Here is a 23,799-nt window from a genome sequence, read left to right as displayed (position 1 = left end):
CATCCGCGACGCGAAGATCGACTCGCTCTACGAAGGCACCACCGCCATCCAGGCGCAGGACTTCTTCTTCCGCAAGATCGCCCGCGACCGCGGCGTCGCGCTGGCCCACGTGGCCGGTCAGGTGCAGAAGTTCATCGACGCCGAGGCGGGCAACGGCCGCCTGAAGGGCGAGCGCAAGCTGCTGGCCACCGCGCTGGAGGACGTGCAGGCCATGGCCGCCACGCTCACCGGCCACCTGATGGGCGCCCAGGAGCAGCCGAGCGAGCTGTACAAGGTCGGTCTCGGTTCGGTGCGCTTCCTGCTCTCCGTCGGTGACCTGCTGATCGGCTGGCAGCTGCTGCGCCAGGCCGAGGTCGCCATCGCGGCCCTCGACAACGGCGCGACCGGCGCCGACGAGGCGTTCTACAACGGCAAGATCGCGGTCGCGCAGTTCTTCGCCCGCAACGTCCTGCCGGAGCTGACCGCCACCCGCGCGGTGCTGTCCAACCTGGACAACGACATCATGGAGCTGGACGAAGCCGCGTTCTGACGCTCTGAGATACCGCACAGCGGCCCGGAGATCATCTCCGGGCCGTTGTCGTCTAGATTTGTCGTTTCGTGACGTTCGATCACCGCTCGACGCCGATCCTCTCCGGTAGATTGCGTGCTCCCGGGGGGCAGCAGGAACCTCCCCCTTCACACGGTTCGACACGAGAATTGTCGGCAGAGGTGCCCGAGGTGACGCGCAACGCAACTGGCATCGGCGCTTATCTGCGCGAACGACGCCTCGCCGCGGGGCTCCCGCCCGCCCATCTCGCCCAACGCGCGGGCCTTACCGAAGCGGTGCTGGAGCGGATCGAAACAGGTGCGGTGGCACCGGATCACACCTTGCTACAGCAGTTGTTCGACGCGCTCGAGGTGCCGATCTGGTACCGCAAGCACATCGTCGTGCTGACCTTGCCGAGCTTCTTCACGGCCGCCTACGGCCTCGGTCCCGACGCACCGACTCCGGACGACCGTGCCGACCTGCACAGCCTGCCCGACCCGGCCTGTTTCCAGCGGATGCCCACGCAGGATCTGGTGGCGGCCAACTCCGCCTACGAACGCGCCTTCCCGGGGGCGGTCGCCCGGGGAAACGTACTGGAGTGGATGTTCCTCGACGCGGCGGCCCGGCGGGTGATGGTGGACTGGGCCGTGGAGGCGCACCTGCTCGTCGACGCCTTCCGCATCCTTTCCCCGCTCGCCCCGCGCGAGCGCGTGGAGCAGATCGCCGAACGCTGCCGCCGCTCCCCCGATTGGGACCGCATGTGGACCACCGAAGTGCGCGCCGCGGACATCCCCCGCCGCAGCTTGCAGGTGCGCGACCTCGCCACGCGCCGGATCCGCTCGATGACCATGCGGGTCTACAGCCCCGAACTCCCGGAACGGCCGTGGTGGCTCTACCGGCTGGTCACGATCGGCCGAACTCGCGCAGCACGCGCGTCGATGTAGGCGACAGCGTGGCGGCCAGCGGGCAGAATGACCCAGCATGACCCCGCTGTCCGCCCTCGCCCGAACCGGCGCGCTCGCCGCGATCCTCGCGCTGGCCGTGGCCGCGCCCGCCGGAGCCGACCCGAACAACGTCATACCCATCCCCGCGCTCAACGGCATTCACGGCCTGCCCGAGCTGCCCGGACCGACCAAAGCGGTGTTCCAGGTGACCGGCATGGACAGCCCGAATCGCACGCAGAGCGTCAACGTGCTCGGCACCGACCTCGGCATCATGTGGGACGACGGCAACGGCCGGATGATCACGGCCTTCGGCGACAGCGCGGGCATCGGCGTACCCAACCTCCTCGCGGGCAGCATCTGGGCCTGGACCAGCAACGTGCTGTTCCGCAGCTCCACACACGACCCGGCCGCGGGCATCCTCTTCGAGGATGTGGTCCCGAATCCGTTGCCCAGCCCCAAGATTCCCGGCATCGAGATCAGCCTCATCCCCACGGCGGGCATCTCGGTGGGCGGAGTGCAGTACATGAGCATGATGTCGGTGCGCGAATGGGGTGATCACGGGAAGTGGCACACCAACTTCTCCACCCTGGCCTCCTCCGGTGACGGCGGCAGCACCTGGACGCAGCTCACCCACACGCGCCGGGCCAACGTCGACGGCCACGAGAACTTCCAGCAGAACGCCTTCCTGAAAGCGGGCGGCTACGTCTACCGCTACGGCACGCCGGCGGGCCGCAACAATCCCGGCTTCGTCTCCCGTGCGAAGGAGTCCGATATCGCGAATATCGACGCCTACGAATACTGGGACGGCAAGGAGTGGAAGCCCACCGATGCCAAGACCGCGGCCCCGATCGTCGGTGGCGTCGCCGAACTGTCGGTGATGTGGAACGAATACCTGGGTCAGTACGTCATGCTGACCACCGATCCGGCCAACAGCGTCGTCCTGCGCACCGCGCCCGCTCCCGAAGGGCCGTGGAGCGAACCTCGCGTCCTCATCGACGCCCGTTCCCTTCCCACCGCCTACGCACCCATGATCTTCCCTTACCAGACCGGCCGCGATCTGTACTTCCTGGTCACCCAGCACACCCAGTACAACGTGCTGCTGATGCGGACGCCGTTGTGAAAAAGCGGGAATCCGCCCTGTTCAGTGCGTAACAGGGCGGATTCGCGCATCGTGGGTCAGCGGCCAGTCGCTCACTCGCACTTCACCACCGGGATCGGGTCGTACTTCACCGTGCGCGTCTTGCGGGAGACTTCGCGGCCCGTTTTGCGGTCGGTGATGACGCGGGTGTCGGAGATGGTGAAGCCGGGGGCGCCTTCGGAAGCGATGCAGTCCTTGCCCTTGGGCAAGGTGATGGTGTTGGGTTCGGTCGGTTTGGTCTTCTCACCCGTGATGGATTCGACGTCGACCGTCTTGGTCCCCCACAGGCGGACGGTGATGTCGGAGTCGGTCGCGAACGTCTCGATGTAGATACCGGTCTGGGTGTTGTTGCGGAATTTCAGGTCGATCGCGCCGTCGAAGACGGTGGCTTCGCGGGCGGCGGGGTAGCGGGAGATGTAGTAGCTGTGCTCGGTGTGGCCCGCGTCCTCGAGGCCGGCGAAATACGCCGCGTTGTAGAGCGTGGTCGCGAATTGGCTGATGCCGCCGCCGACCGCGGTGCTGGGACGGCCGTGGTCGATGATGCCGGACTCGACATATCCCTCGGCGGTACCGCGCGGACCGGTGAAATCGTTGAGCGAGAACGTGTCTCCCGGCTTCACGATCGCGCCGTCGACCTTTCTGGCCACGGTGCGGATATTGACGCCGGAGGGACCGCTGAACCCGCTGGTGGTGAACGATCCGACGGTCTCGATCACGCCGAGGCCCTGTGCGGCCTCGGTGGTCAGTTTCGGCTCGATCCGCTCGTAGACCACCTGCGCGGTTCGCTCGCCCGGCGCGGTCAGCAGCGCGGTGAACTGTTCGAAGGTCTTCGGCCAGTTGATCTTGTCCCCGACCACGGCGGGAACGACCGACGGCTTGCCGCCCGACACCGCGAACGTCGCGTCCTTCGGCTCGACTTCGGTGGTGGCCAGCTGCGGCGCGAGCAGACCGATCGCGGCGTCCTGATTCACCGAGACGGCGAGACCGCCCTGCCCGTCCGGCCCGAAGGCCAGGACGGACGCGATCTGCTGGGGATCGAGCCGCGCCGCGCCGCCTTTGCCCCCGAACGCGATGGGCGTCCGCACAGCGGGCTGAGCGATCTCGCGCAGGGCTTTGTCCACCGCTTCCGGACGCACCTGCAGCGGCGCGGGCGCGACGGGAAGATCCACTGTCGTACCGGTGATCCACCGGTCGGCCAATTCCGTGCGCGCGGCGGCGACGTCGAGGACCCGGCCCGGAACAGGCGGCACCGCAACGGGTTCGGCCTTGTCGAAGGTGATGGTGCCGTCGACCGAGGCCCGGTCGTGCACCCGCAACTCGGTGAGCTGACGATCCAGCGCCGGTTCGTCGATCGCGCTGACGATCGACACCTCGCGCGTGGTGAAGACGGAGGCGAGCCGGGTGAACGGGTTGAGCGGCTGCGAGCCGATCCGCGACCAGGTGGCGTCCCAGTCCACGGCCAGTCCGGCGGCGCTCGGCACGATGCGGGTCTGCACGTCGCCGATGCGCAGCGGCAGCTCCCCGGCGGCCCTCGGGTCGAGTTCGGCGCGCAGGCGGGCGTCGGCGGCGGAGGTGTCCATACCGCCCACGTCGACACCCGCGACGACGGTGCCGCGCGGTACCTCACCCGAGGAAAGCATCAGGTCGACCACGTAGCCGAGCCCCGCGACCGCCAACACGGCGCCGACCGCGATACCCACCCTGCGCACGAGCGCGCTGTCCAAGCGCTTCGGCGGCGGGGTGGAGACCGGACGACGCGCGGACGCACGGCGCGGTGCCGGGGGCACGGGCCGGCGCGGGGTAGTTTGCAGGGGCTGCGTGGGCTGCGCGTCGCCGCCCCATGCGACCGACCGGTCCGATTCCTGGGGTCGCTCCGCCCCGAGGAGCTGGCGCCATCCGACTTCGCCACCAGGATGTGGGCCGTGTCCTCCGGTGCTCGGCTGGCTCGTCACGAACCGTCCTCCCCGTTCGATTGAATTGTGGACCCGCGCCGATGCGAGTCCCCATCACGATAGTGGTCCCGCCGACAGCGATCGGCACAGCACGGACATAGCGCACATTCCGCGCGAAGAACCGGGTACACCACACAAAGAGGCACCGCGCAGTTGCCGGGTCGGGGGTCTGGCAACTGCGCGGAGCCGAACTGTTTATCGGACCGTCGCGGGCGGCGTTACACCCCGCGAACCGAACCGTGACCGATCCCACGCGGGAGAATCGACAGGACGATCCCGCCGCAACACTTCGCATACGCAAGGGAGATGGATGGCATGCAGCTGGGAATGATCGGCCTCGGCCGGATGGGCGCGAACATCGTGCGCCGCGTCGTCGAGGACGGGCACACCGCGGTCGGATACGAACGCCGCTGCGCCCACATCGACGAACTGCGCGCGGAGCTCGGCGACGGCTTCCGGGGCAGCACCGATCTCACCGAGTTCGTGGGCATGCTGGAGACCCCGCGCGTGGTCTGGGTGATGATCCCGGCCGGCGCGACCGGGGCGGTGATCGAGCAGGTCGCCGAGCTGCTCGAGCCGGGCGACATCGTCATCGACGGCGGCAACAGCCGCTACCACGAGGACCTCGAGCGCGCCGCGAAGCTGCGGCCCAAGGGCATCCACTACGTGGACATCGGCACCTCGGGCGGGGTGTTCGGCCGCACCCGCGGCTTCTGCCTGATGATCGGCGGCGAGTCCGAGCCGGTGAAGCACCTGGACCCCCTGCTGAAATCCATCGCGCCGGGCCTCGGGGCGGCGGAGCGGACACCGGGACGCACCGGCGAGCCGTCCACGGCCGAACTCGGTTACCTGCACTGCGGGCCGGTGGGGGCGGGTCACTTCGTGAAGATGGTGCACAACGGCATCGAGTACGGGGCGATGGCCGCCTACGCCGAAGGATTGAACGTCCTGCGGCGAGCCAACTACGGGGCCGAGCACACGGGCGAGTTCTCCGCGGAGGAGACGCCGCTCGAGCACCCCGAGTACTACCAGTACGACCTCGACGTGCCGGAGATCACGGAGGTGTGGCGGCGCGGGTCGGTGGTCGCGTCCTGGTTGCTCGATCTCACCGCCGCCGCACTGCACGCGGACCCGAACCTGGATTCCTACAGCGGCCGGGTCTCCGATTCCGGCGAGGGCCGCTGGACGATCGATGCCGCCATCGACACCGGCGTACCCGTGCCTGTTCTGTCGTCCGCCTTGTTCGCGCGATTCTCTTCGCGGGGCGAAGCGCTGTACGCGGACAAAGTGCTCTCGGCGATGCGCAAAGCTTTCGGCGGGCATCTCGAGCTCCCCGGCAAGTAGGCGAAACGTGAAGGTGGTCCGGCCGGAAATCCGATCGGACCACCTTCGTGGTGTGCGACTACGTCCCCGGTCAGCGCTCCAGGATGGCGACCACGCCTTGGCCGCCCGCGGCGCAGATGGAGATCAGCGCGCGGCCGGAGCCCTTCTCTGCCAGCAGTTTCGCGGTGGAGGCGACGATACGGCCGCCGGTCGCGGCGAAGGGGTGGCCCGCGGCCAGCGACGAGCCGTTGACGTTGAGCTTGCTGCGATCGATCGACCCGAGCGCGCCGTCGAGGCCGAGGCGCTCCTTGCAGTAGGCGTCGGACTCCCACGCGGCCAGGGTGGCCAGCACCACCGAGGCGAACGCCTCGTGGATCTCGTAGTAGTCGAAGTCCTGCAGCGTCAGGCCGTTGCGGGCGAGCAGGCGCGGCACCGCGTAGGTCGGCGCCATCAGCAGGCCGTCGGGGCCGTGGATGTAGTCGACCGCGGCGACCTCGCTGTCGACCAGGTGGGCCAGCACGGGCAGCTTGTGCTCGGCGGCCCACTCCTCGCTGGACAGCAGCACCGCGGAGGCGCCGTCGGTCAGCGGGGTGGAGTTGCCCGCGGTCATGGTCGCGTCGCCCGCCTTGACCCCGAAGACCGGCTTCAGCGTCGCCAGCTTCTCGATCGAGGAGTTCGGGCGCAGGTTGTCGTCCCGGGTGAGGCCGAGGAACGGCGTGATCAGATCGTCGAAGAAACCGCGGTCGTAGGCGGCCGCCATGTTCTTGTGCGACAGGTAGGCCAGCTCGTCCTGCGCCTCACGCGGAACACCGAACTCCTTGGCGGTGATGGCGGCGTGCTCACCCATGGACAAGCCGGTGCGCGGCTCGGCGTTGCGCGGGATCTCGATGCCGAGCATGCTCGGGCGCAGCTGGCCGACCAGCTTGAGGCGGTCCTTGCCGGTCTTGGCGCGGTTGGCGTCGAGCATCCACTCACGCATGCCCTCGCTCACCCCGATCGGAGCATCGGAGGTGGTGTCGGTGCCGCCGCCGACACCGGCTTCGATCCGGCCCGCCGCGATCGCGTCACCGACGGTGACGATCGCCTGCAGTCCGGTGCCGCAGGCCAGCTGCAGGTCGTGCGCCGGGGTGTACGGGCTCAGCTTGCTGCCGAGCACGCTCTCCCGGATCAGGCCGTGCTCGCCGACCCGCTTCAGCACGGCGCCGCCCACGACCATGCCGAGCCGCTCGCCCTGCAGGCCGAAACGGCTGACCAGCCCGTCCAGCGCGGCGGTGAACATGTCCTGGTTGGAGGCGTGGGCGTACGCCTTGTCGGAGCGAGCGAACGGAATCCGGTTGCCACCCACGATCGCGACCGGACGGGTGGTCTTACCGGTCTTGGCGGTGCTCTTCGCCGAACGGGCTTTGCTAGTCACTCGAGTCTCCAAGGTCTCGTGGATGGATGTCCCGGCGGCCCGGTCGAGTGCGGACATTCCGCACTGCTCGGCGCCCCGTCGCGGTTGTTTACTTTAAACTTACTCTGGAGTAAGTTTAATGTCGATACGTACCCCCGCGAAAATGCGCCAGCAAACCATGCCGGGGCGAATCCATGCAGGGGCGACCCCAGACCCGAGAGACAGAACTCAGAAAAGGTAGGAATAGTGGCAGCCAGCAAGAGCAAGGGTGCTCCCAACCTCTATGGATCGTTCGTACACTCCGCACCTGGCGCGTTCCTGGCCAGCAAGCTCGGCCTTCCGAAGCCGGAGACACTGCGCCGCTACGTCAAGGGCGAACCGCCGCTGTCGGGCCCGGTGCTGATCGGCGGTAAGGGCCGGGTCGCCGAGCCGGTGCGGGCCCTGCTGTCGGACTACGACTTCGCCGACGCGCTGAGCCAGGGCACCAAGTACGGCGCCCTGGTGTTCGACGCCACCGGCATCGGCTCCATCGAGGACCTCTCCCAGCTGTTCGAGTTCTTCCAGCCCGCCCTGCGCAGCCTCACCGCGTCCGGGCGCATCGTGGTCATCGGCACCACGCCCGAACTGGCGGGCGGGGTGGACCAGCAGATCGCGCAGCGCGCGCTGGAGGGCTTCACCCGCTCGGTGGCCAAGGAATTGCTGCGCGGCTCGACCGCTCAGCTGGTCTACCTGCACCCTGAGGCGTCCGCCGCGGCGACCGGGCTGGAGTCGACCCTGCGCTTCCTGCTCTCGGCGAAGTCGGCGTTCGTCGACGGCCAGGTCATCCGGGTCGGCAAGGACGACGCGAGCGCACCCGCCGATTGGGACCGCCCGCTGGAGGGCAAGGTCGCCGTGGTGACCGGTGCGGCGCGCGGCATCGGCGCGACCATCGCCGAGGTGTTCGCTCGCGATGGAGCCCAGGTGATCGTGGCCGATATCCCGGCCGCGGGCGAGGCGCTGTCGCAGACCGCGAACAAGGTGGGCGGCACCGCGCTCGTGCTCGACGTGACCGCGCCCGACGCGGCGGAGAAGCTGGCCGAGTTCGCCACCGAGCGGTTCGGCGGCATCGACATCGTCGTGCACAACGCGGGCATCACCAGGGACAAGTTGCTGGCGAACATGGACGAGGGCCGCTGGAACTCGGTCATCAACGTGAATCTCGCCGCGCCGCACCGGATCACCGAGGGCCTGGTGGCCAGGGGCGCGCTGAAGGAGGGCGGCCGCGTGATCGACGTGTCCTCGATCGCGGGCATCGCGGGCAACCGCGGCCAGACCAACTACGGCGCCTCCAAAGCGGGTGTCATCGGCATGGTGAACGCCGAGGCCCCGAAGCTGGCGGAGAAGAACATCACCATCAACGCCGTCGCGCCCGGTTTCATCGAGACCGCGATGACCGCCGCCATCCCGTTGGCCACCCGGGAAGCTGGACGCCTGATGAGCTCGCTGCTGCAGGGTGGGCAGACCGTCGACGTCGCCGAGACCATCGCCTATTTCGCGAGCCCGGCGTCGAACGCGGTGACCGGCAATGTCGTCCGGGTCTGCGGGCAGAGCCTGATCGGAGCATGATGACCCAGGCTCCGGCAGGCAAGGAGAAGACCCAGGTGATCACCCTCACCGAACCGCCGAACAACAGCCGCCTGTTCGTCAAGGCCGCGCTCGGCGCGGTGCCGCTGCTGTCGGCGCGCAAGCCGGCGCTGCCGGACCGGGCGGTTCAGCTCGACGGGCTGCGGGTGGACCCCGATCACCTGGCCGCCTACTGCCGCGCGACCGGTTTGCGGTTCGGCGACGCGCTGCCGCTGACCTATCCGTTCATCCTCACCTTCCCGCTGGCCATGCAACTGGTGGTGGCGCGGGACTTCCCGTTCGTCGCGGTGGGCGCGGTGCACGCGCAGAACGTCATCGAGCGAACCCGGGACATCTCGGTGAGCGAGCCGCTGGACATCCGCACGCACATCGAGAATCTGCGTGAGCACCCGAAGGGCCTGCTCGTGGACGCGATCAGCGATGTGAAGGTGGGTCGCGAGCTGGTGTGGCACCAGGTCACCACGTTCCTGCACCAGCAGCGCACCTCGTTGTCGGGCGGCCCGAAGCAGGAGCCGAAGCCGGACGAGGTTCCGCCGCCGCCGCTGCGCACGCTGCGGGTGGATCAGAAGACGATCACCCGGTACGCGGCCGCGTCCGGAGACCACAACCCGATCCACACCTCGGCGTTGGGCGCCAAGGCGTTCGGCTTCCCCCGGCCGATCGCTCATGGCATGTGGTCGGCGGCGACCGTGCTGGGCGCGGTCGAGGGCCGCATTCCGGAGCAGACCACGTACTCGGTCAAGTTCGGTAAGCCGATTCTGCTGCCCTCCACCGTCAACCTGTATGCCGATCAGGCCGAAGGCGGTTGGAATCTGGCGCTGCGCCATCCGAAGAAGGGTTACCCGCATCTGACGGCGACCCTGCGCTGAACAAGCCGGAGCCGCATTCCGATTCACGCGAATCGGGATGCGGCTTCGCGCTTTCCAGTGACATCGGCCGGTCCGCTGCCGCGCGCCTGTCGGGCACCGATCAGCAGTCGCATCCGCAATCGCAGCAGTTGCAATCCCCGCAATCGCAGCAGCCGCAGTCACACTCGCCGCAATCGCTGCAATCGCAGTTGTTGATCCACGCGTCCTTGCGTTCACCGGTGCACGGTTGCGTGTGCTCGGCGCAGCACGCGTAGCCGGTGCAGTAGCCGCCCAGGATAAGCGTGAGGGATTCGCCGACACCCGGGCGACGAGTCGGCGGACGGTGGCCGGTTCTGCCGCGGGCGTGCGCGCGGACCTCGGCGTCGGGCGACACCGCACACGTGTGGGCGGCGAGTGTGCCGAGCCCGCCGCCGAGCCGCCGCAGCAGCGCGGTCAGCGGGTCGAGCAGCATCCAGCGGACGGTGGGCACCTGGCTGAGCTCGGCCGCCACGACGGCCGCGCGCAGGCGCGAATTCGCTTGCCGGAGTAGATCGTAAGCCTCGGGTACGGTGGTTCCGGTGGCCGCCAGGGGGTTGAAGCGGTCATGGGTGGCGTCGTCGTCGTAGTCGGCGACGGCGTCGGCCAGATGCGCGATCCGCCCGAACTGCCAGCCCGCCTCACGCAACGCGTCGATATTGTCCGAGCGATCGGCCAGCACGGAGGTGTGCGCGAAGAACGCCGACGCGCACAGCTGGGTCGGCGCGGTCAAGCGATCCAGCGGATCGGCCGACGCCGCCATCGCCGATCGCCACCGTGGTGAAGCGGCGAGCGATTCCGGTACCGAGCCCGCGCTCGAACCACCTACGGTGACCAACTCTTTCGCTTCCTGTTCCAAGCGCACCTGCGCGGCGAGCGCGGCGACGAGCGGCTCGACGTCCAGGCCGATCCGCGCCGCACCCGCGCGTGCCTCCCGGTTCCATCGCGTCGCGGCTTTCGCCAGCGGCCCGCGGGCGATCGCGGAGACGTCACCGTCGTCCACGTGATCGCGAATCTTGGCCGATGCCAGCAGCAGTGACGCGGTGGTGGCGAGCTGGACGCCGGGCGAGTCGGCGGTGACCACCGACGCACGGCGCATCCCGCGCAGCGGACACGGCGACGCGGTGGTGCGTGCCGCGGAACCGGACTGCGCCTCGGTGAGCATGCTCAGCACCAGCGCGTCTTTGTTGGTGGTGGCGCGAGCGAGCTGACCGTGCCCGTCCCGCAGCCCGAGACACAAACCGCACAGATGCGCCTGCCATTCGGCCGCATCGATTCCATACTTCTGAGCGCCGTGCGCACACGGCCTGAGCAACCCGAACACTTCCGCCCCGTTTCTCCCCGGCTCGATCGCGGGAGCCGGCCCGCTGTTTTGCGAACTCACGCACTTTGGCAGGAGGGCGGCGCCGAAGCAACCGAAACGGGCAAAAGGCGGGCTACTCGGTTTTCTTCCGGCCCGCCAGACCGCGCCAGGCCAGATCGTCGAGTAGGTCGACCGCCTCGGAGACCTCGATCCGGCCACTGGCCAACCGGTCGGCGATGGCCTCGCCCGCACCGATCACGGCGACCGCGACGACGTCGAAGTTCGTCCCCGGCTCGGCGTGCTTGGCGCTGGATTCCAGCAGTTTGGCGGTCAGCTCGATGACGCGTTCGCGCGCGTTCTCGATCTCCGAGGCGAACGCCTGCTGCCCGATGGCCTGCCGGTAGAGCACCTGCCAGGAGCGCCGGTTGCGGTCGACGAAGCCGAGGAAGCCCTCGAGCGCGGTGCGTACCTGCTCGTGCGGGGTGAGCAGCGGGTTGCCCGCGGGCGCGACGGATTCGATGAAGCGCAACCCCTCCCGCTGGATGCAGGCGCGGAACAGTTCGTCCTTGGAGCCGTAGTACAGATACAGCATCGGTTTGGAGATCTTCGCTTCGGCGGCGATCGCGTCCATCGACGTGTCGTGGAAGCCTTTACGCGAGAAGACCTCCACGGCGGCGTCGAGCATCTGCTGCTCGCGTACCGCCCGCGGAAGCCGCTTCGTACCGCCCGCCATCCACACTCCTACCACAGGTGAATCTCATATATTACTCCAAGGTAAGTTCCGGCGGTCCGATTTGCTCACCGGTCGCCCGACTCGGCCGTGCGGCGCGCCTCAGCAGCGCGGCAGCGCACCCTTGAACGCGGCCACACGCAAGACCGACGCGTCTACCTGCGCCATCGGCAGCCGTCCGCTCGACACCGCCTGCTCCAGCCGGTCGAGCACCTGCGACACCGCGTCGGTGGTGATCCACAGAGCGCTGTCCGCACCGGCGACCAGCGCGGCTTCCACGGCGTCTTCGATCGACATCCGGCTGGTGATCGCCGCCATGCCGCCGAGGTCGTCGGTGAAGATCGGGCCCTGGAACGGCGCGGCGCCGTAACCGCTGCCGTCGCGCAGCAACCGCATCGCCTCGGGGCTGATGCTGGCCGGGACGTCCGGCGTGGTCAGACCGGGCACGTCCAGGTGGCCGACCATCACGGCAGCGCCCGAGCCGATCAGGTTGCGGAACGGCACCAGGTCCACCTGCTGCATCTGGTCCAGCGGCGGGGTGCGCACCGCGCCGGTGTGCGAGTCGCCGGATCCCGAGCCGTGACCGGGGAAGTGCTTCATCACGGTGCCCACGCCGACCTCGCGCATGGCGCGGATGTAGGCGTCCGCGTAGCGGGTGACGACGTTCGGGTCATCGGAGAAGGAGCGGTCGCCGATGACCGAGTCGTCCGGCTGGGAACTGACGTCGACGTCGGGGGCGAAGTCCACCGTCACGCCGAGATCCTTCAGCGCACGACCTCTGGTCACCGTCGCGTCGTAGAACTGCTCGGGGCTCATGGTCTGCGCCGTTTCCCGCGCCGACGGAGCCGCGCCGATCAGGTCGCGCACCCGCGAGACACGGCCGCCTTCCTCGTCGATGGTCACCATCAGGGGGACCTTGGCGGCCTGCTTCACCTGAGCGATCCGGCCGGAGGCGAGCAGCGCCTGATCGGTCCATCCGCCCACGAAGATGCCGCCGATCTGCTCGTCGCGCACCACGTTCGTGGCGTCCTCGGCGCCGGTGACGCCGACCGTCAGCAACTGCGCGAGTTTCGCGCGGGTGGTGAACTGTGCGAGATACCCGGCGTTGCAGTCCGGCGGCGCCGCACTGGTGACGGGAATCGCCGCGGTGGTCGCTTCGGGCGTTGTCGTGCTCGATGACGCCGACTCGGTGGAGCCGCCGTTCGAGCAGGCAGTCGCGACGGCGGCGAGAACGGCGAGGACGAGCAGAGGCGTCTTCCGCATGGAGGTCAACCGTACTCGCGGTGACGTGCGCGACCGCAGTCGCTATGTCCCTACCGGACGGGTAACTCACGCACCGGTATCGAATCGTTGTCTCGCACCCGCCGCGCCCGCCGCACCGACCCAGCCCGCCGCACCGACCCAGCCCGGTCGTCCGCGCGACGCGCACCGGGCTGACGTTTACGCAGGTCACACCGCTTGACAAGCCGGTTGACGCGGGCCCGCGCGGGGTAATCTCGAGGTATCGCCGTATGTCTCCCTCAGGAGGTCATCGTGCCCTGCGATCTGATGCTCATCGCCTACGACGGCTCCGACAACGCCAAGCGGGCCGTCGAATACGCCGGACGATTCCTCAGCGCGAACCGCGCCGTCGTGCTGACCGCCTGGGAGCCCATGGTGCGTCAAGCCGCTCGTCTGTCCGGGCTGTCGGGTGTCATGCAACCGGAATGGGTGCCGGACGACGAGATCGAGGACATCGCCTACGTCGACGCGCGCGCCACCAACGCCGAGGGCGTGCGGCTGGCCGAGATCGCCGGCCTGAACGCCGAGGCGCGCACCGCCGAATGCACCACCACCATCTGGAACGCCATCGTCGACTGTGCCGACGAACTGGATGTCGACATCATCGTCGCGGGCACCCGGGGCGCCACCGGAATCCGCGCGCTGCTGCACAGCAGCGTCGCCGACGCCGTCCTCAAGCATTGCCACCGCCCGGTCCTGCTCGTCCCGCCCGGCAAGAATTCCTGACCCGCGCCCGCGTGAGATCTGGATCGCTCCACCGCGATGGGGCGCGGCGACGGGGCTAGGTTGGGGTCATGGATGGGTTCCTGCTTGCTCGGGCCGACGGGGTTGTTCGGGGTCATGGGAGCCGGGTCTTCTTCGATGACGCGCAACGAGCGCGCGCCGCGCTGCGGGACGGGCGCGCGCGGCTGGTGGTCGGTGCGCTGCCCTTCGATCCACGCAAGCCCGCGGCGCTGAGCGCGCCGGAGCGCGCCGTGCACACCGCGGGTCCATGGCGGCCCGCCGCACTGCCCGACCTGCCCGCGGTACGCGTGGTGACCGAGATACCGAGCCGGGCGGAGCATGTGGCGCGGGTGACCAAATTGGTCGAGCAGCTCAACGATCCCGGACAACCGCTGCGCAAGGTGGTCGCGGCGCGTTCGGTGCTGGCCGAGGCACAGTCCGCGCTCGACCCGGAAGTCGTCGCGGGGCACCTGCTGACCAGGCACCCGCACGCGAACGTCTTCGCGGTCGATCTCACTCCCGCCGGACGCCCCGGCGCGACGCTGGTGGGCGCGACGCCCGAGGTGCTGATCGCCCGGCAAGGCGACCTGGTGACCTTGCGCCCGCTGGCCGGCACCGCGCCCCGGCTGATCGATCCAGGCGCCGATGCCGCGCAGGCCCGAGAACTGCTGGCCAGCACCAAGAATCGCGATGAGCACGCGTTCGTGATCGACTGGATCCGGGAGCGGCTCGGACCGGTCTGCGCCGAGCTATCGGTCCCGCGGAGCCCGGAACTGGTCAGCACCCCCGAGGTGTGGCATCTGGCCACGCCGATCACCGGGCGACTGCGCGACACCACGATCACCGCGCTGGACCTGGCGTTGCTGCTGCACCCCACGCCCGCGGTCTGCGGCACTCCCACCGATCTGGCACTGGACACCATCACACACATCGAGGACGACCGCGGTTTCTACGGAGGCGCGGTCGGCTGGTGTGCCGCGGACGGCGACGGCGCCTGGGTGGTCGCCATCCGCTGCGCGGAACTCTCGGCCGACGGTCGTACGGTGCGGGCGTACGCGGGCGGCGGCATCGTCGCGGCCTCCGACCCGCAGGCGGAACTCGACGAGACCACCGCGAAACTGCGCACCCTGCTCGGCGCGCTGCACTGCGCTCTTCCCACCCACTGACGCACCCGCTTCCGGGTGGCCCGGCGCGCGGTCCAGGGCCGGCCGACGCGTGCTCACCGGAGATTCCCCGGCCTGAACGCATACAAATACCGGACGTCCTGCTAGGTTGGCCGGGAACGTGCCTGCATCGACGTATTGGAGTGCCGCGATGAAGTTTGCTGTCCCGGGTGTTGCGAGTGCTGTCGCGGGCGCCGTGCTGGGCGTGCTCAGTGTCTTCCTCATCACCATCGCGGTGCAGCAGAACTCGCGCCCGGACATCGACCGCAGCGGCGACAAGGACTCCTCGCTGCTGAACAACGTTGAGTACGGCAGCCGCTGACCCGCTGACCTCCGCTTCAACCGCGAATTCGTTCGGATCTTCCGCGGCGCCGGGGCAGCACAGCACCGCGCCGCTGGGCAGACGTTGGTTCGCCGCGACCGTCCTCGCGGCGTTCCTGCTGACCTTCGTGCAGGCGCCCGGACTCACGGTCGCCGACACGAAATACGACCTGGCGCAGAATCCACTCGGCTTTCTCGCGCGCGCCGCACATCTGTGGAGTAGCCAGGCGCCGATGGGCCAGGTGCAGAACCAGGCCTACGGATACTTCTTCCCGCACGGCGCGTTCTTCTCGCTCGGCCATCTGCTGGGCGTGCCCGCATGGGTGACGCAGCGGGTGTGGTGGGCGCTGCTGCTGCTCGCCGGTTTCTGGGGGATCGTGCGCCTGTGCGAGGCGCTGGGCATCGGGACGCGCGGGTCGCGGGTCGTCGCCGCGCTCGCGTTCGCGCTGTCGCCTCGGGTTCTGACCACCGTCGGGTCGATCTCCTCGGAGACGCTGCCGATGATGCTGGCGCCGTGGGTGCTGCTCGCACCCGCCGCGCTCGGCGTCGCCGGGCGCGCCCGGCGGCGGGGCGGAGCGGAGTCGCCGGCGGGCAGTGCGCTGGCGCTCGCCCTGATGGGCTCGGTCAACGCGGTCGCGACGGTGGCCGCCTTCCTGCCCGCACTGCTGTGGTGGGCGGCTGCCACGCCGAACCGCCGTTGGTGGCGCTTCACCGCGGCGTGGATTCCGCTGCTGGTGCTGGCCACGTTCTGGTGGGCGGTGCCGCTGCTGCTGCTGGGCAAGGTGAGTCCGCCGTTCCTGGACTACATCGAGTCCTCGGGCGTGACGACGCAGTGGGCCTCCCTGGGCGAGGTGCTGCGCGGCACCGACAGCTGGACCCCGTTCGTCTCACCGGAACGTATCGCGGGCGCGGTGCTGGTGACCCAGCCCGCGGCGGTGCTCGCGACGGGGCTGGTCGCGGCGGCGGGCATGGCGGGCCTGGCCCTGCGATCCATGCCGTACCGGGGCAGGCTCGTCCTGATCCTGTGTGTCGGGCTGGTCGGCATCTGCGCTGGATTCGTCGGTGAACTGGGCGGCCCGTTCGCGGAGTCGGTGCGTGTCTTCCTGGACTCCGGGGGCGCTCCGCTGCGCAACGTGCACAAGCTGGAGCCGCTGATCCGCATCCCGCTCGTGCTCGGGTTGGCGCAGTTACTCGCCCGGGTCCCGCTGCCCGCCTCCGTTCCTTTCCGGGTCTGGCGCGGCGCGTTCGCGCACCCGGAGCGGGACCGTGCCGTCGCGGTGGCGGCGCTGATCCTCACCGCGCTCGCCCTGTCCAGCTCACTGGCCTGGACCGGCAAGCTCGCGCCGCGCGGCGCCTACGACCGGGTCCCCGCCTACTGGCAGCAGACCGCGGACTGGCTCGCGAACAATGCCTCCGATACGCGCGCCCTGGTGGTGCCGGGCGCTCCCTTCGGCAGCCAGATCTGGGGACTCACGCGCGACGAACCGCTGCAAGCATTGGCCCGAACGCCGTGGGCGATCCGCGACGCGGTGCCGCTGAACCCGCCCGGCACCATTCGCGCGATGGATTCGGTGCAGCGGCTCATCGCCGACGGCAGGCCCTCGGCGGGGCTGGCCGCGACGCTGAGCGCTCAGGGCATCGGCGTCGTCGTCCTGCGCAACGATCTCGACCCGGAGACCTCCCGCTCGACCCGGCCGATGCTGGCCCACCAGGCGCTCGACGAGTCGCCCGGTCTGCGCAAGGTGGCCGAGTTCGGCAACCCGATCGAATCGGTGGTGCTCGCCGACGGTTTGGTGGCCGACGGCGACCTGCGCCCACCGTATCCGGCGGTCGAGATCTACCGGGTCGACGCACCGGCGTTGGGCACGCCCGCCGAGGTGCGCGGCGGTACCGGCGCGCCAGAGGCGTTCCCCGGCGCCTATGCCATCCCGCTCGGTGATGTTCCGGTAATCCAGGGCGGCCCCGAAGTTTTCGAGCGGATGCGCCGAGACCCTGCCGACGCCCGGACGCCCGGCCTGCTCGCCGCCGACGCGACCAGGGCCGGGTTGCCCATCGGCCCCGTGACGGTCACCGATACGCCGATGGATCGCGAAGCCGATTTCGGCCGGGTGGACAACCACAACTCGGCGTTGCGCGCCCCCGACGACGCGCGCCGCACGCACAACCTGGTGCCCGACTATCCGGTGCCCGGCGCGCAACTGGTGCGCGGTGAATGGTCCGGCGCCACGATCACCGCGTCCAGTTCGGCCGCGGACGCCACGCAGCTCGGCGGCGCCGCGCCGGGCAGCTCGACCGCGGCCGTCGTCGACGGCGATCCGGCCACCGCGTGGATCAGCAATGGCATCGAACGCGCGCTCGGACAGTGGCTGCGACTCGATCTCGACCATCCGATCCAGACCGGGCAACTGAAACTGACCACCAGTTCGGCCGCCATCGGCGACCCGGTCAAATGGATCGAGGTGCGCACCGCGAACGGCACCGTCTCGGTCCGGGTGTCCGAACCCGGTGCGCCGGTCTCGGTTTCGCTTCCCGCCGGCCGCACGGAGTGGCTGACTATCACCGCCATTCGCACCGAAGGCGGCTCGGGCGGTGGGCAATTCGGTATCAGCGAACTGGCGCTGGACGATTATTCGGTGCGTAACGCGCCGGTCCGCGTCGACATCCGGCATCGGACCGTTGTTCCGTCCGCTCCAGCGGGCGCGCAACTGCGCGGCTGGGATCTCGGTCAGGAATTTCCAGGCCGCAGCGCGTGTTTCGATGCGCCCGACCGGGTGCGTTGCAGCAAAAGTCTCGCGTTGGCGCCGGAGGAACCCGGCACGTTCCAGCGCACGCTCACCGTCCCGGAACCGATGTCGGTCGCCCCGGAACTGACCGTCCGCACCAGGCAGGGCCCGGCCCTGGAGGCGCTGCTCACCGACCATGCCCGGCCGGTGGCCCGGGGCAAAGCCGACGTCGGCGACTTGCGCGGAGCCGCGTTCGCCGCGACCGATGGCGATCCGGGCACGAGCTGGACCGCGCCCGAGGATTCGGTGCGCGAGCCGACCGGCGGCAGGCCGACGCTCACCCTCGAGCTGCCCGACCCCACGCTGGTGACCGGCCTCGAGCTGACTCCCTCGCTCGGCGGCCTGCCCGCGGCGCCCACCTCGGTGACGGTGAACCTCGGGAACGGTCCGCAGGTGCGTGAACTCGAGGACGACGGCTCGGGCACACCCATCCGGATCTCCCTGCATCCCACCGTGACCGATCGCATCGAACTCAGCATGCGAACCTGGCGGCCGGTGCTGGACCGGACCGCGCTCGGATTCGTCCAGACCCAGCCGCCCGGACTGGCGGAGGTGACGGTGCTCGGACCGGACTATCCCCCGGCCGCCACACTGGACCGCGAGATCACCGTCCCGTGCGCGCTGGGGCCGACGATCGATGCGGGCGGGCGGACGCTGCGCACCTCGGTCACCGCCACCGTCGGCGAATTGCGCTCCGGCGCACCTGTTCCCGCCCGGGTGTGCACCGACGACGCCGCCGAGCCGGAGGCCGGGACACCGAGCGAGCTCGCGCTGCCGCAGGGCCGGGCCGACGTGGCGGTCGGGCCGACCGACCTGTTCTTCGTGGATCGGCTGCGCTTGCACCGAAGCGGGGCGGAAACCGTCCCGGCGCCCGGGGCGGACGCGGGCACGCGACTGCTGGTGCTGCCGCTGAGCACCAACGTCGGATGGCGTGCGACCAGCGCGGACGGGCACGTGCTCGAACCGGTGGTGGTGGACGGCTGGCAGCAAGCCTGGCTGCTGCCGGCCGATGCCACCGGCCCGGTGACGATCGCTTTCCCGGACGACCGGTGGTACCGCCTCGGCATCTTCGGCGGCCTGCTGCTGCTCCTGCCGCTCGCGGTCCTGGCCTTCCCCCGCCGCGCGCGGCCGGGCACCACCCCGCCCGAGGCGGGCAGAGCGGAATCGGAGGTGCCCGCCGAGCAGCCGGACGCGAGCGGCGATGCCGGCGGTACCTGGGGCCGACGCTGGATGGGCGCGGTCGGACTCACCGGTGTGGCTACCGTGATCGCGGGGCCGGTGGGCGCTGCCGCCACGGTGATCGCCCTGGCCGCAACCCGTTTCACGCGGTACGTCACCCCGCGGGCGCTCGTCGTCGTGGCGGGCGCGGGCACCATGCTCTCCGCCGCCGCGCTGTCCACGGGCCCGTGGCGCTCGTCCGACGGCTATATGGGCGGCTCCGTGCTGGTGCAGCTGCCCGCATTGCTCGCGATCATCGCGGTGGGCATCGCGGCGCTGCCCCGGCCGAAGCACGCCGACCGGGCCGGTGCGAACGGGGCGGACGAGCCGCATCCCCCAACGGTCGGGGACTGACGGTCCACACCGATCGTCAGCGCGCACGCGAGGCGTTCCGCTCGACGAGGCGCGCATTCGCCGTGCGCCGCAAGCGCACTCGTTGCTAACGTGACCACGCGTGAACACCTGTGCCGAATGCGGTTTCGTCTACGACTTGGCTTCGGCGGCCGATGTGCCGTCGCTGGCGCGGGAGCACGCAGTGGAATACGCCGATCTGCTCGGCGCCGACAGCGGCAAGTTACGCCGGCGTGGCAAGCCGGACGTGTGGTCACCGCTGGAGTACGCCTGCCACGTGCGGGACGTACTGCTCGCCCAGCGCGAGCGCGTGCTGGCCGCGCGCCGTTCGGACAACCCGCCCGCTACCGCGATGGGCCGGGACGAGCGCGTCGAGCACGACGGCTACGCCGAGCAGAACCCCGCGGACGTGGCTCGCCAGATTCGCGACGCCGCCCTGCTGTTCGCGAACGTCCTGGAACGACTCGGCGACGACGACTGGGAGCGGACCCTGGGCTTCCCCTACCCCGAACCCGCGGATCGTTCCCTGCGCTGGCTCGCCGTGCACACCCTGCACGAACTGCGCCACCACCTGCTGGACATGCACCGGCAACTCGACGGCTGACCTCGCACGGACGGTCGATCAGGGCGCGGGCTCGGGTTCGGGGTTGCGCCGCACCCGGTCCCGGCGGCGGGCCCAGCGCCGCACCGGCTCCTCGATGAGCGCGTAACTGGCCGCGGCGACCGGAAGGGTGATGGCGACCGTGAGGACCAGGACGTAACCGAAGTCCCCCTGGAAGGGCAGGATGCCGAAGACCGGGAACACGATCGACAGCACCGCGAGGTGCCAGATGAAGATGCCGTAGGACCAGCGGCCGAGGGTCGCGGCCACCGGCGACTCCAGCCAGCGGTGCGCGCGCGCCGCCGGGTCGCGCAGCACCAGCGGCGCGAGCAGCGCGAACCCGATGATCGCGCCGAGCCCCATCTTCACCACGTACTGCCAGGGTTCGGCCCGGTTCAGCCCGGCGGGACCGGCCACATCGGTCGCCGCGAGCAGAAAAGCGCCCGCCGCGACGGCCCACATCAGTGGCTGATTCGCCCCGACTTTCCACCACCGTGATAGCCGGGCGCTATGTTCGGCGAGCTCGGCGAGGATCATGCCCGCGGCGAACCAGGGCAGATAACCGGGCAGCCAGTTGTCCGCGTGGATCGCGTCGGGCGTCGGCACCGGAATGAGGTTCCAGCCCAGGCTGAGCAGAGCGAGCGCGAGCAGCACCGGCACCCGCCGCCGCGCCGCGGGGCCGCGCAGGCGAACCAGCGCGAACGCCAGCACGGGCAGCACGAGATAGAAGGCGACCTCCACCGAGAGGCTCCACATCTGCGTGAGGCCGTCGGTGAGCGTCAGCGGCACGAATACCTGCAGCAGCGCCAGGTTCGACACCCACACCCGCAGGCCCGCCGTCCCGGCGGCGCTGGGCAGCAACACCAGGACCGCGCTCACCACGACCCAGTACGCGGGCATGATGCGCGCGGCACGATGTCGCAGGTAGTAGCCGACCGGCGGGGCGGTGTCCAGCCCGCGTGCGGCCGCGGCGTGCGGCCGCCAGAGCAGGAACCCGGACAGGGCGAAGAACACCGCCACGGCCATGTCGAACCGACCCCACACCCGGCCGACGACCGGTGTGCCCGCGGCGCCGGTCTGGAAGGCGACGTGGGTCAGCAGCACACCGAGCGCGGCCATTCCGCGCATGCCTTCCAAGGCAGGCACGAAGGCGCGCGGGCGCACGCGCTCGGTCGCGGGCGCGGCGGTGGGCAGGGTCGCTGTCATCGAGGTCCAGTCTGCCTTGGCGAATCCACAGTTGATAACCCGGCGTTTCAGATTTCGCGTTAGACTCGGGCGATTTCTCGGCCGTTTCCGGCCTCGACGCCGCATGGTACGACATCGGACTGTTAGTGTCGGGGCTCACGAGTGCCGCGGCCTGCCCGCAGTGCTCGCCGGAGCGACCCGTGTTCTACGACGAGGAGAGTTTGCATGGCACTGAGTGCCGGTACCAGAAGGACGGTGGCCTGCCTGCTCGTGGGTCTCGGCGCGTTGCTGATCGTCGCCGCAATCATGATCCCGACCTACACCGTCGACAAGCTGGCCAAAACTCCCCTCGACCTGGAGATCACCACGATCGCCACGAACCAGCCGGGTGAGGACAGCCTGGTGCTCGACTCCAAGTCGCTGACCGCTCCGGAGGGCGCGGCGAAGGTCGACACGAACGTCCCGCTGGTCTCGCAGCGCTTTCTCACCGTCGAGGACCCGGCCGACGCCGAGCAGATGACGGTGCAGGCGGGCCAGACGCTGCGGCGCATCGACAAGCAGGGCGACACAGGCCTGCTCACCGCGACCGTCGACCGGGTGACCATCGACCGGGTGACCGGTGAGCCGGTCGGCACCGAGCCCAACGGCTCGATCGCGGTGACCGCGAACCTCGAGGGCCAGAGCCTCGCCGAGCCGGTACAGCACACCGGTCTGCAGTACCGGTTCCCGATCGGCACCGAGAAGAAGACCTACCCGTACTTCGATCTCAACGTGCGTAAGACCTTCGACGCCAACTTCCTCGAAGAGACCGAGGTCAACGGCACGAAGGTCTACCACTTCCAGATGTCGGTGCCTGCCACCAGTCTGTGGGACGTCGTGCAGGCGCCGACCAACCGGCTGAGCCTGCCCGCCGCCAAGTGGGGCGTGGAGGGCGGCGACGCCCCGGTGACCATGACCCGCTACTACACCAACACTCGCGACCTCTGGGTGGAGCCGAAGACCGGCACGGTCGTCAAGGGCGGCGAGGCGCTGCACCTCTACTACTCGCGTACCGCGGACAAGCCTGAGGTCACCGCGCTGAAGTCGCACATCGTGTTCGACGAGAACACGATCGAGTCGCAGCTGTCGGTGGCCAAGGAGAACATCGACAAGCTGTCGCTGTACGGCCGGGTGCTGCCGATCATCCTGGGCGTCCTCGGTGTGATCGCGCTGATCGTCGGTGTGGTCCTCGGCATCCGCGGCGGCTCGGCTCCGACGCCCGCGCGGGCGGGCGGCGTCCCGGGCCAGCGGCCGGGCGGCGCGGCTCCCCCCGCACCGCGTGCCAACCGCGGCGCCGACGACGCGCCGACCGAGCAGATTCGGATCGACAAACAGCCCTGACCGGCTGATCACCACTGCATTCGGCTCCCCCGCCTACCGGCTGGGGAGCCGAATTCGTTCGCGGGGTTCTTCGGGTGCGGTGGCCGAGCGGATAGGCGGGCGGCCGACTCGGCCATCGTCCGGTCCAGTTCGACGCACATCAGCGAGATCTCATGGCACGGCGTGCCTTCGGTGGGATGCACGCGGATTTCGCTGGGCCGGGGCGAACAACAGCAAGCCGCTGTGGGCGTCGAGGTGCGGCCAGCGCGGGGCGTCGCGGAAGAACGCGCGGACCGCGTCGGGATGTCCGCGTTGACCAGGGTGTGCACCGCAGTGACGATCGTGGGCGGTCCGGGGTCAGCCGACCGGGCGAAGCGGTTCGGGGCGCGTCGTGTGGTCTGCCGCGCGCAGGACGATGACGGCGACCACGAAGGTGGTGGTGGCGGCCACCGACACGGCCGTGATGATCAGCGCCGGAACCGAGCGGGCCAGCGACAGCATCAGGGTGACTTCGACGGCCAGCCCCAACCAGGCGACCATCGCGAGCGAAGTACGGTCCACGGCGATGGCCGAGAGCACCGCGCCTTGCAGCACGGCCAGCAGCGCGCCGTGCAGTGCGAACACCCACAGCAAGCCCTGGATCGGGGCGTAGTCCTCACCCGCCAGCAGCGGAGCGAGCGGCGCGGCGAGCGCGGCGCCGAGCACCGCGACGAGGCCGATTCCGCTGAGCACCGCCAATGCCGCCCGGATCGCGCTCGCGGAGTGCGTCGGCTGGGCCATCCGCGGGTAGAGCACGACCCCGACCGCCTGCGGCAGCCAGAATGCGATCTTGGTGGCGATGGTGCCGAGTGCGTAGCGGCTGGCGTCCACGTCGTCGAGCACGATCCGCACCACGATGAGATCCGCCGACGACAGCGCCATCAACGCCGCCTGCACCTGGGCGGCCCGCAGCACCGGCAGCACGCCTGGGGCCGCGGCGACCTCGCCCGGCTCCAGGG

Annotated in this window: 18 protein-coding genes and 1 pseudogene; 12 read left to right on the top strand and 7 right to left on the bottom strand. The window is 69.9% G+C overall.

Annotation, left to right across the window (positions count from 1 at the left end; genetic code table 11):
* The 3 genes from NA8_RS24680 to NA8_RS24670 all read left to right on the top strand — a co-directional run.
* Positions 1-529, top strand: a 529-nt coding sequence (locus NA8_RS24680) for an acyl-CoA dehydrogenase C-terminal domain-containing protein (RefSeq protein ID WP_169810554.1), incomplete at its 5' end; no start/stop codon positions are given.
* Positions 530-717: 188 nt separating this feature from the next.
* Complete coding sequence (locus tag NA8_RS24675) at positions 718-1,470, top strand: helix-turn-helix domain-containing protein (protein ID WP_063052744.1); 753 nt, start codon at positions 718-720, stop codon at positions 1,468-1,470.
* A gap of 37 nt (positions 1,471-1,507) precedes the next feature.
* Entirely contained in the window at positions 1,508-2,590 is a 1,083-nt protein-coding gene (locus NA8_RS24670; protein WP_063052737.1) for a glycoside hydrolase family 183 protein, read from the top strand.
* 71 nt (positions 2,591-2,661) lie between these two features.
* Here the strand turns inward: NA8_RS24670 and NA8_RS24665 are convergent, their stop codons facing one another.
* A complete protein-coding gene (locus tag NA8_RS24665; protein WP_245663987.1) occupies positions 2,662-4,395 on the bottom strand; it encodes a VanW family protein in 1,734 nt (577 codons plus the stop codon).
* 480 nt (positions 4,396-4,875) lie between these two features.
* On the opposite strand from NA8_RS24665, the gene gnd reads away from it, so the two are divergent.
* The gene (gene gnd, locus NA8_RS24660) at positions 4,876-5,904 is read left to right on the top strand and encodes a phosphogluconate dehydrogenase (NAD(+)-dependent, decarboxylating) (RefSeq protein ID WP_063052743.1); all 1,029 of its coding nucleotides are present in this window, start codon (positions 4,876-4,878) and stop codon (positions 5,902-5,904) included.
* Between the two features lie 70 nt (positions 5,905-5,974).
* Here the strand turns inward: gnd and NA8_RS24655 are convergent, their stop codons facing one another.
* A complete protein-coding gene (locus NA8_RS24655) occupies positions 5,975-7,297 on the bottom strand; it encodes an acetyl-CoA C-acetyltransferase (protein WP_063052742.1) in 1,323 nt (440 codons plus the stop codon).
* 225 nt (positions 7,298-7,522) lie between these two features.
* Here NA8_RS24655 and NA8_RS24650 point away from each other — a divergent pair, with 225 nt between their 5' ends.
* Positions 7,523-8,881 carry a 3-oxoacyl-ACP reductase gene (locus NA8_RS24650; RefSeq protein WP_063052735.1) on the top strand — a complete coding sequence of 453 codons (1,359 nt, stop codon included), beginning with the start codon at positions 7,523-7,525 and terminating at the stop codon, positions 8,879-8,881.
* Entirely contained in the window at positions 8,878-9,768 is an 891-nt protein-coding gene (locus NA8_RS24645) for a MaoC family dehydratase (protein ID WP_245663986.1), read from the top strand. Before NA8_RS24650 ends, NA8_RS24645 begins: the two co-directional genes overlap by 4 nt.
* 100 nt (positions 9,769-9,868) lie before the next feature.
* On the opposite strand, the gene NA8_RS24640 is transcribed toward NA8_RS24645, so the two are convergent.
* The 3 genes from NA8_RS24640 to NA8_RS24630 all read right to left on the bottom strand — a co-directional run bounded on the left by NA8_RS24640 (position 9,869) and on the right by NA8_RS24630 (position 13,079).
* Complete coding sequence (locus tag NA8_RS24640; RefSeq protein WP_063052734.1) at positions 9,869-11,107, bottom strand: DUF5685 family protein; 1,239 nt, start codon at positions 11,105-11,107, stop codon at positions 9,869-9,871.
* Positions 11,108-11,219: 112 nt separating this feature from the next.
* Complete coding sequence (locus NA8_RS24635) at positions 11,220-11,819, bottom strand: TetR/AcrR family transcriptional regulator (RefSeq protein ID WP_063052740.1); 600 nt, start codon at positions 11,817-11,819, stop codon at positions 11,220-11,222.
* A gap of 99 nt (positions 11,820-11,918) precedes the next feature.
* On the bottom strand, positions 11,919-13,079 hold the full coding sequence (locus tag NA8_RS24630) for a glycoside hydrolase family 3 N-terminal domain-containing protein (RefSeq protein ID WP_063052733.1): 1,161 nt from the start codon (positions 13,077-13,079) through the stop codon (positions 11,919-11,921).
* A gap of 270 nt (positions 13,080-13,349) precedes the next feature.
* On the opposite strand from NA8_RS24630, the gene NA8_RS24625 reads away from it, so the two are divergent.
* The 5 genes from NA8_RS24625 (at position 13,350) to NA8_RS24610 (ending at position 20,260) form a co-directional block, all read left to right on the top strand.
* A complete protein-coding gene (locus NA8_RS24625) occupies positions 13,350-13,823 on the top strand; it encodes a universal stress protein (RefSeq protein ID WP_157106898.1) in 474 nt (157 codons plus the stop codon).
* A gap of 68 nt (positions 13,824-13,891) precedes the next feature.
* The gene (locus NA8_RS24620; RefSeq protein WP_063052732.1) at positions 13,892-14,986 is read left to right on the top strand and encodes an isochorismate synthase; all 1,095 of its coding nucleotides are present in this window, start codon (positions 13,892-13,894) and stop codon (positions 14,984-14,986) included.
* 148 nt (positions 14,987-15,134) lie between these two features.
* Positions 15,135-15,305, top strand: a complete 171-nt coding sequence (locus NA8_RS33110) for a DUF2613 domain-containing protein (RefSeq protein WP_084467067.1) — start codon at positions 15,135-15,137, stop codon at positions 15,303-15,305.
* On the top strand, positions 15,286-19,659 hold the full coding sequence (locus NA8_RS24615) for an alpha-(1->3)-arabinofuranosyltransferase (protein ID WP_084467066.1): 4,374 nt from the start codon (positions 15,286-15,288) through the stop codon (positions 19,657-19,659). The genes NA8_RS33110 and NA8_RS24615 overlap by 20 nt, the downstream gene beginning before the upstream one ends.
* A gap of 100 nt (positions 19,660-19,759) precedes the next feature.
* Positions 19,760-20,260 carry a DinB family protein gene (locus tag NA8_RS24610; protein ID WP_174550134.1) on the top strand — a complete coding sequence of 167 codons (501 nt, stop codon included), beginning with the start codon at positions 19,760-19,762 and terminating at the stop codon, positions 20,258-20,260.
* Positions 20,261-20,278: 18 nt separating this feature from the next.
* On the opposite strand, the gene NA8_RS24605 is transcribed toward NA8_RS24610, so the two are convergent.
* Positions 20,279-21,463: an acyltransferase family protein gene (locus tag NA8_RS24605; RefSeq protein ID WP_063052731.1), complete on the bottom strand. Its 1,185-nt coding sequence runs from the start codon at positions 21,461-21,463 to the stop codon at positions 20,279-20,281.
* Positions 21,464-21,667: 204 nt separating this feature from the next.
* On the opposite strand from NA8_RS24605, the gene pgfA reads away from it, so the two are divergent.
* Positions 21,668-22,822, top strand: a complete 1,155-nt coding sequence (gene pgfA / locus NA8_RS24600) for a cell envelope lipid trafficking protein PgfA (protein WP_063052730.1) — start codon at positions 21,668-21,670, stop codon at positions 22,820-22,822.
* Between the two features lie 336 nt (positions 22,823-23,158).
* Here pgfA and NA8_RS34470 read toward each other — a convergent pair.
* A pseudogene (locus NA8_RS34470) lies at positions 23,159-23,799 on the bottom strand (polysaccharide biosynthesis protein); the annotation flags it as partial.

This window comes from Nocardia arthritidis NBRC 100137, from assembly GCF_001612765.1.
GTDB lineage: Bacteria > Actinomycetota > Actinomycetes > Mycobacteriales > Mycobacteriaceae > Nocardia > Nocardia arthritidis.
Note: the sequence above shows the minus strand (reverse complement) of the source record. Positions and strands in the feature narration are given on the sequence as shown.

Excerpts from the sequence above, each read along its gene's own strand:
- NA8_RS24670 (WP_063052737.1), top strand. The coding sequence starts at position 1,508 with ATGACCCCGCTGTCCGCCCTCGCCCGAACCGGCGCGCTCGCCGCGATC.
- gnd (WP_063052743.1), top strand. The coding sequence starts at position 4,876 with ATGCAGCTGGGAATGATCGGCCTCGGCCGGATGGGCGCGAACATCGTG.
- NA8_RS24645 (WP_245663986.1), top strand. The coding sequence starts at position 8,878 with ATGATGACCCAGGCTCCGGCAGGCAAGGAGAAGACCCAGGTGATCACC.
- NA8_RS24635 (WP_063052740.1), bottom strand. The coding sequence starts at position 11,819 with ATGGCGGGCGGTACGAAGCGGCTTCCGCGGGCGGTACGCGAGCAGCAG.
- NA8_RS24630 (WP_063052733.1), bottom strand. The coding sequence starts at position 13,079 with ATGCGGAAGACGCCTCTGCTCGTCCTCGCCGTTCTCGCCGCCGTCGCG.
- NA8_RS24620 (WP_063052732.1), top strand. The coding sequence starts at position 13,892 with ATGGATGGGTTCCTGCTTGCTCGGGCCGACGGGGTTGTTCGGGGTCAT.
- NA8_RS33110 (WP_084467067.1), top strand. The coding sequence starts at position 15,135 with ATGAAGTTTGCTGTCCCGGGTGTTGCGAGTGCTGTCGCGGGCGCCGTG.
- NA8_RS24605 (WP_063052731.1), bottom strand. The coding sequence starts at position 21,463 with ATGACAGCGACCCTGCCCACCGCCGCGCCCGCGACCGAGCGCGTGCGC.
- pgfA (WP_063052730.1), top strand. The coding sequence starts at position 21,668 with ATGGCACTGAGTGCCGGTACCAGAAGGACGGTGGCCTGCCTGCTCGTG.